Source organism: Paraburkholderia sp. RL18-085-BIA-A (assembly GCF_046027075.1).
Taxonomy (GTDB): Bacteria; Pseudomonadota; Gammaproteobacteria; order Burkholderiales; family Burkholderiaceae; genus Paraburkholderia.
Genome location: NZ_JARESU010000254.1, coordinates 1 through 6,659, shown reverse-complemented (window position 1 = coordinate 6,659; position 6,659 = coordinate 1). Strand labels below are relative to the sequence as shown.

The 6,659-nt window shown below is 58.2% G+C and carries 7 protein-coding genes; 4 read left to right on the top strand and 3 right to left on the bottom strand.

The genetic code is table 11. From position 1 onward, the window contains the following. From P0D89_RS50205 to P0D89_RS50195, 3 genes are all read left to right on the top strand, one after another. The coding region (locus tag P0D89_RS50205) for a reverse transcriptase N-terminal domain-containing protein (protein ID WP_408370281.1) at positions 1–489 on the top strand (489 nt) is incomplete at its 5' end. A gap of 9 nt (positions 490–498) precedes the next feature. Then, positions 499–1,566, top strand: a complete 1,068-nt coding sequence (locus tag P0D89_RS50200) for a reverse transcriptase domain-containing protein (protein WP_408370289.1) — start codon at positions 499–501, stop codon at positions 1,564–1,566. Between the two features lie 353 nt (positions 1,567–1,919). Next, positions 1,920–2,270, top strand: a complete 351-nt coding sequence (locus P0D89_RS50195) for a hypothetical protein (RefSeq protein ID WP_408370278.1) — start codon at positions 1,920–1,922, stop codon at positions 2,268–2,270. 488 nt (positions 2,271–2,758) lie between these two features. Here P0D89_RS50195 and P0D89_RS50190 read toward each other — a convergent pair whose 3' ends face one another. After that, the gene (locus P0D89_RS50190; protein WP_408370286.1) at positions 2,759–3,772 is read right to left on the bottom strand and encodes an IS110 family RNA-guided transposase; all 1,014 of its coding nucleotides are present in this window, start codon (positions 3,770–3,772) and stop codon (positions 2,759–2,761) included. Positions 3,773–3,954: 182 nt separating this feature from the next. Here P0D89_RS50190 and P0D89_RS50185 point away from each other — a divergent pair, with 182 nt between their 5' ends. After that, positions 3,955–4,353, top strand: coding sequence for a hypothetical protein (locus P0D89_RS50185; protein WP_408370275.1), 399 nt, complete (start codon positions 3,955–3,957; stop codon positions 4,351–4,353). 365 nt (positions 4,354–4,718) lie between these two features. Here P0D89_RS50185 and P0D89_RS50180 read toward each other — a convergent pair whose 3' ends face one another. Then, positions 4,719–5,363 carry a MarR family winged helix-turn-helix transcriptional regulator gene (locus tag P0D89_RS50180; protein WP_408370272.1) on the bottom strand — a complete coding sequence of 215 codons (645 nt, stop codon included), beginning with the start codon at positions 5,361–5,363 and terminating at the stop codon, positions 4,719–4,721. A 511-nt stretch (positions 5,364–5,874) separates the two neighbouring features. After that, positions 5,875–6,582 carry an IS6 family transposase gene (locus tag P0D89_RS50175; protein WP_408379247.1) on the bottom strand — a complete coding sequence of 236 codons (708 nt, stop codon included), beginning with the start codon at positions 6,580–6,582 and terminating at the stop codon, positions 5,875–5,877. Positions 6,583–6,659 lie beyond the last annotated feature (77 nt).

The following is a 6,659-nucleotide window of genomic DNA, read 5'->3' as shown; positions in this document are numbered from 1 at the left end:
AGCAGACTTCCGCGCGGTCATTCATGGCGAGAGAACCTTGACCAATCGTTATACGAGGAAAAGCAGATGACGGCGTGCGATACGAAAGTGTCGGGCGCTGGTGCGTCCTCGCGCGCTGCGCAGATGTGGGACCAGACCAACTGGCTGCACATCGAGGCAGAGGTGAAACGACTTCAGGTGCGTATCGCCAAGGCAACCCGGGAAAGCCGGTGGGGCAAGGTGAAAGCCTTGCAACATCTGCTGACCCGCTCGCATGGCGGCAAGATGCTGGCCGTCAGGCGTGTGACAGAAAACCGCGGCAAGAGAACGCCGGGGGTGGACGGCAGGATCTGGTCATCTCCGGCGGCCAGATGGAAAGGAATGCTGTCGCTACGACATTGTGGTTATCGGACGATGCCGCTGCGGCGAATCTATATTCCCAAGAGTAATGGAAAGAAGCGTCCGTTAGGAATTCCCTGTATGCGGTGCCGGGCGATGCAGGCTTTATGAAAACTCGCACTGGAACCCGTCGCGGAGACACTGGCGGACCCAAATTCCTACGGCTTTCGGCCCGAACGCTCGACGGCCGATGCCATCGAACAGTGCTTCATCGCTCTGGCGAGGCGTGCCTCACCGGAGTGGATTCTAGAAGGTGACATCCGGGGCTGTTTCGACAACTTTAGTCACTCCTGGTTTCTCGAACACATTCCGATGGATAAGGTCATCCTGCGCAAGTGGCTTCAGGCCGGATACATTGATGAGGGAACCCGGTTCGAGACCCGGGCCGGTAAACCCCAAGGGGGTATCGTCTCACCCGTGATCGCGAACATGGCGTTAGATGGACTTGAGGCTGCAGTATATGCAAGCGTGGGTGGATCGGAACTCGCGCGCCGCAAGGCCAAACTCAATGTTATCCGTTACGCCGATGATTTTGTGGTGACCAGCACTTCGAAAGAAGTGCTCGAATCCAGAGTTCTGCCTGCGATCCGGCGCTTCATGGCCGAGCGTGGGTTAGAGCTCGCGGATGAGAAAACCCGGATCACGCATATAGCGGAGGGTTTCGATTTCCTTGGCCAGAATGTGCGCAAGTACGACGGCAAACTGCTGATCAAACCAGCGAGGAAGAGCGTCAAATCGCTGCTTGAGAAAGTCAGGGGAATCATCAAGGGTAACGCGAGCGCCACCCAGGAATCGTTGATACAGCAACTCAACCCGGTTATCCGCGGATGGGTGATGTATCACCGTCATGTTGTGGCGAAAGCGACCTTCTCATTGATCGACTCGCACGTCTGGCGACTGCTCTGGAAGTGGGCAACGCGTAGGCATCCCACGAAAGGAGCACGGTGGGTCAGGAGGAGATACTTCCGGACAAACGGACCAAGGTCTTGGGACTTTGCGACGAAGGGTCCGGCTGGCAGCAGCACCGCCAGCCTTTGGCTGTTCCGAGCAATGACGGTCGCGATTGCGCGTCACGTAAAGGTTCGTGGACCGGCCAATCCGTTTGACCCGGCATGGACGACCTACTTTGCCCGCCGTCGAACCGCGAAACGTTCCGTCAGGCTGTCCGGTGCCACCCCATGGTGCTGAAGAATGGCTTGAGCCGGATGCAAGGCGACTTGCCCGTCCGGTTCTTAGGGGAGCGCGTGCTGGCAACAGCACGCGCTTACCCGACAACCTGTATGCCAGAAGGAGCTTCGAGCTCGTGGTTGGAATGAGGTGCGAGTCAGCGCATTTCATAGGGGCCCGCAGCGGACATGACTGGCTGCAACGAGGCCGGATATAGAGATGCAGCCCATCCCTGTCTGTCGGATCACAAAAAAGCTGTTGCAAGCGGGACGCGTTCATATAGTCTGGCATGGAAAGGGTAGCAAGGCGTTGGAGCGGATCAAGGCACTGGGCAGTCGGCTCCTGTAGAGGGAGGGATACGAATTCAAAACGCTTTGTGGTGGAATCTGAACACCATCTCCAGTTACCTCAAGAACAACGCGCGCACGTTGGTCAACTACGGCGCCCGGCATCGCAAGGGCCTGCCGATCAGCAGCAGCATCGCCGAGTCTGCGGTGAACCACGTTGTCAGCTACCGTATGGCCAAGAAACGACAGATGCGCTGGACTGACGAAGGGGCGCACTGCATGGCACGGGTCAGAGTCGCGGTTTTGAACGGGGAATTCTCGTCCCATCGCATCTCGGCGCTCAAGATTGCCGACTCGCGTTACGGCAAATCCATCGGGCTAACGTCGGCAGGCGGGCGCTGGCCAGCGGACAGCACAGACCGTGCAATCATGCCGTGAGTCATGGAGCCCTGACGAAATCGACCTCCCCAAGTTTTGCACGCTCTCTTGAGAGTGCAAATAAAGTCGTCACCCATTGAAAGGCCGGAGTAAAGGGATATATCTATCCCCTCAAGGGTCAGGCCTTGCAGCGTTGTAGAATCGTTTTAGCCATCCTGGGTGATACGAAGCTTGATGACGCGTCCGGTTTCTCATCGTCTGGCTACGGAACTGATCCGCACCAGTCACCCATCGGGATCAAGGCGAGTGCCGGTGTTCTGGCCGTCGCCCCTGGCTCATTCGAGCTCCAGAAAATCGTCGGTGCCAGGCCAATGTCCAAAGGAATACACGTCAATTCCATGGTTACCCGCAAGCGGGCACCAGACTGCTGTCGGCTCATGGTCTGGGCGTCTCAGGGTTCGCTGCATCGGGATGGCCGGGGGCCAGGCACAATCAATTCAATGGTTTGACGCCAACAACTTTACCGGGCTCTCGGCCCCCCGCCAAACTTAGCTAAAGCATCGTTTAACCTCGAAGGGTTTGCCGTCACGCATCATGTAATAGGCCGCACGCGCCAGCTTGTGCGCGAGTGCCTTCATCGCGACCACCGGCAGGCGCTTTGCCTTCTTGCGTTCATAAAAGCGTCTTGCCTGCGGGCAGCAACGCAGCGCGACTGCAGCGGCTTCGATGAATGCCCAGGCGAGATACTTGTTGCCGTTCTTGACGTTGCCTTCGCCCTTTTTCTTGCCGTTCGAGATCCGCTTGCTGTCAACGCATCGGCAATAGGAGCTGAAGTGGCCGACGTCGGCAAACCGCGTGATGGTGCCGGTCTCAAGCATGATCGTGGCAGCGAGCACGTTGCCGATGCCGGGCGTGCTCTTCAGGGTCTCGAACTCGGGGCGTAGCTGTGCCTCCTGACGCAGGATCGTCTCAAGTGCAGTAATTTCGCTGCACAACGTGCGCAGCACCGCCATGTTGGCCATCATCGCGCGCTCGACATGCGGCGGTAGCGCAAGTGCATGTACCGCTGCATCGTCCATTCGCTGGATGTGTTCGCCGTTCATCCGCAGGTTGATCTGTCTGGCCAGCAGGCTCTCAATACTCAGGATGTGCAGAGTTCGTTGCTGGACAAGTTGCAGCCGCTTGCGGGCGAGATCGCGCAACGCGCGTTCCTGTGGTGGGTAGATATAGCCTTCAGGTAGCAGTCCAAGACGGAAGATGTGAGCCAGGAACACCGCGTCACGTTCGTCGCCGGCATACTTCAGGCCTTCGTACTGCTTGATCGCGGCGGTATTGGCCAGATGTACGGCGAAGCCGGCAGCCATCAGTCCGTCAACGAGCCAGTACCAGTTGAACGTCGCCTCCACCACCACTCCCTCTAGCTCAGCCTGATAAGGCGCGAGCGCTGCCACAATCAGTCCGAGATCATTGGTCAGCCGCTTGCAGTACAGCACCCGATCCTGGTCGTCGATCACGGCGACCACGGCGTTGTTCGAGTGCAGATCAATTCCACTAAACTTCATTTCAGCCTCCTGAACGGGGTCGGTTGAGCGTTGCATCCCAACTCTAGACCCTGGCCGCCCCCTTCTCTGGGCGGCCAGGAGGCCTTTCAATGATTATCAATTTGGCGCGTGGAATCCAGTCTCTATAAGGAAACCGAATTGACATCTTTGTTTTGTGCTACGTCAAACTCGACGATCTTTCTATGGCCTTCGACTTCGTTAACTACGCGGCGCCGATGGAGCATAACGCGCATGTCTCGCTCGATACGGGCAAGGTCTATTGGACATCTGAATCCAACGACGCCTTCGACGAGGAAATGCCTGACGACCTTGAAACTTCGGACCGGTACCTTGCGATACCGCATAAGAACGATCTCGATCTTGGAAAAAGGGTCGCCTTGCGGTTTGTCGCACAGGAGTTGCCTGCGTGCTACGACCAGGTCGAAGGATTTTTCCGACGGCAAGGGGCTTACGCGCGCTTCAAGAATTTGCTGGAGCGCGAAGGTGTTCTCGATCTGTGGTATTCGTTTGAAGCCGACTCTGTCGAAAGGGCGCTGAGGCAATGGTGTGCCGAAAACGGGCTCGAGCTACTTGAGACGTGACGGGCCGGTTGGTCAGGCCAGGATATCCTGGCTGCACAGGCTATGCCTTGGGAATTCAGGCGCCGCCGTGAAAAATGAGGTTCTGATGTGATGAACGCTCGCTTGCCGTGAACATCACGACTCGTCCACTTGATATACATCTCTCGCCGTTTAACGGGAGTCTCCATCACACCAGAGCCCAGGGAGGTGACGATCGCCGCGGCCAGGACGGTGAAGTTTGCCGGATGAGCGGAACTGGGTGATTCATCGACGAATCCCACCGTCAGGTTGACTAAAGACGCGGTGTCCCAACCCAGAGGCGGCGCAAGATCGGCCGGCCGGACAGCGCCCATCGGGCCACCAGCGGCCGGCTTCGCAGTGCGGGCTCAGCCTTGCTGCGCGAAGATCTTCCAGGTCTTTTTCTGCGTCGCGGCATCGGCGGTTTCGTGCACCGAACAGTCCAGACGCAGATCGGTATCCGCCATCGACAGATCGAGCAGCGCGCAATGGTGCAGCGTCTTCTTCGGATTCTTGCCCGGTTCGAAGTGCACGCAGGTCACGCACATCCGGTGCGGCGGAATATCGCCCTGCGCTTCGAGCTGGCGGACTGTCTTGAGCAGCGTGCGATAGAAGAGCGACTGCTCTTCGTCGCGCAGCTTGCCGACGGCCTTCGCGAGGAAGTCCGGCCATTGCGCGGCACGCTTCGCGGCGGTGCGGCCGCGCGCCGTCAGGCGCAGGGCGAGCGCGCGACCGTCATCGAGCGCGCGGCGCTTTTCCACCAGGCCCTTGGTTTCCAGCGTGCTGACGGCGTCGCTCGTCGTCGCGGCAGTCAGCGCGGTTTCGCGTGCGATTTCCCCGAGACGCATTGGCCCCTTGCGCTGCATCAGCAGCACCAGGATTTCGCCTTGTGTCGGCGTCAGACCCGCCCCTTCCGCCCACTCCCATGCTTGGCTTCGCATCGCCGTGCTGAGTCGCAACAGGCTGTGGGTCACCCGCCCGGTTGCCTGCTCTCCGTATACGCCTTCGCTCATGGTCTTTCGCTCGTTGTTGACAGCCTGTCCCTGCCCGTCGACATCCGATGTTCGATGCCAGCGCGCGCAGTCTGTGTATGGGCAACGGCGCCGGGACGTCCGGCACGCCGATTCCTGCTATCTCAAAAATGTCCCGTGCGTCAGGCCTGTTCCGCAGAAATCCCAACTCTCCAGGTCCCGCTGCGAGCGTTTGCGTGCGGACAGGGGCTTGCTGAAGCCGTTGCAACAAAAAATGACATTCTATGCGAGAGAGGCGAATCGTACAACTAATTATTCTTCAACCTATTAATAACCGGGGAATAAGACGGGTACTGTATGTACGCCGCATCTTACGGGAAGATACGCGAGCGCAAACATTGGCGACAGTGACAGGCAAATACTGCGATTGTTAAACACTACTTTTAGATAGATAAACAGGACTTTCATCGCTGACGCGGTCATGCAACACCAGCTGGCTCTGGTGCAAATAGTCGATATGGACGAGATATTTTGTTATATAAAGGATACCTGATCAGGCAGACAGGACGGCCATCCAGACAGCGGGCGCAGCGGTATCTTTGAGGCGGAGTTTCGCGAGGCTGAATTGGCCCTTGCGAATACGATGTACCAGTTCAATACCTGAGAGATTGATCGCTGCGTTCCGGAAACGTTTGAAGCCGAGCATGACTTTCGTCCGGGACTTGATGTTGCGGTGGTCCTGCTCGACCAGATTATTGAGATATTTCGAGGATCGGACCGTCGTGTCCTCCGGCGGCAAGCCATCGGCCTTCATCTCGCGCACGGCGCGGTGCGAGGCGGCGTAGCCATCAAGCGTGATGGTCTTCGGCGGCTGGCCTTGATGTTTGATTGCCTTCCTGAAAAACGCTTTTGCCGCCTTCACGTCACGCCTGGCGCTGAGCATGAAGTCGACCGTCTTACCTGCCCGATCCACCGCCCGGTAAAGATAGACCCACTTGCCGCGCAGCTTGAGGTAAGTCTCGTCGACACGCCACGACTGGCCGGTGGGCCTACAAAAGCGGTTCCACCGTTTGACGAATTCCGGCGCAAAGCGACGCACCCAGCGCAGGATCGTCGTGTGCGCCAGCGACAGACCCCGTTCCGCCATCATTTCGACCAGATCGCGCAGGCTAAGCTTGTAGCGCAGGTACCACCGAACACACAGAATGAACACATCGCGGTCAAAATGACGGCCCGCGAACAGTTCCTCCAGACTCTTCAGCTTGCTCATCGTCGGCTCTCAATTCGTTCAGGCCGACACCTTAACCGATTCGCCCCCGCGCTATTTGCACCAGAGCC

What these genes read in the sequence shown, in the direction of transcription:
- P0D89_RS50180 (WP_408370272.1), bottom strand. Translation starts at nt 5,363, where the DNA reads ATGAGCGAAGGCGTATACGGAGAGCAGGCAACCGGGCGGGTGACCCAC.
- P0D89_RS50190 (WP_408370286.1), bottom strand. Translation starts at nt 3,772, where the DNA reads ATGAAGTTTAGTGGAATTGATCTGCACTCGAACAACGCCGTGGTCGCC.
- P0D89_RS50185 (WP_408370275.1), top strand. Translation starts at nt 3,955, where the DNA reads ATGGCCTTCGACTTCGTTAACTACGCGGCGCCGATGGAGCATAACGCG.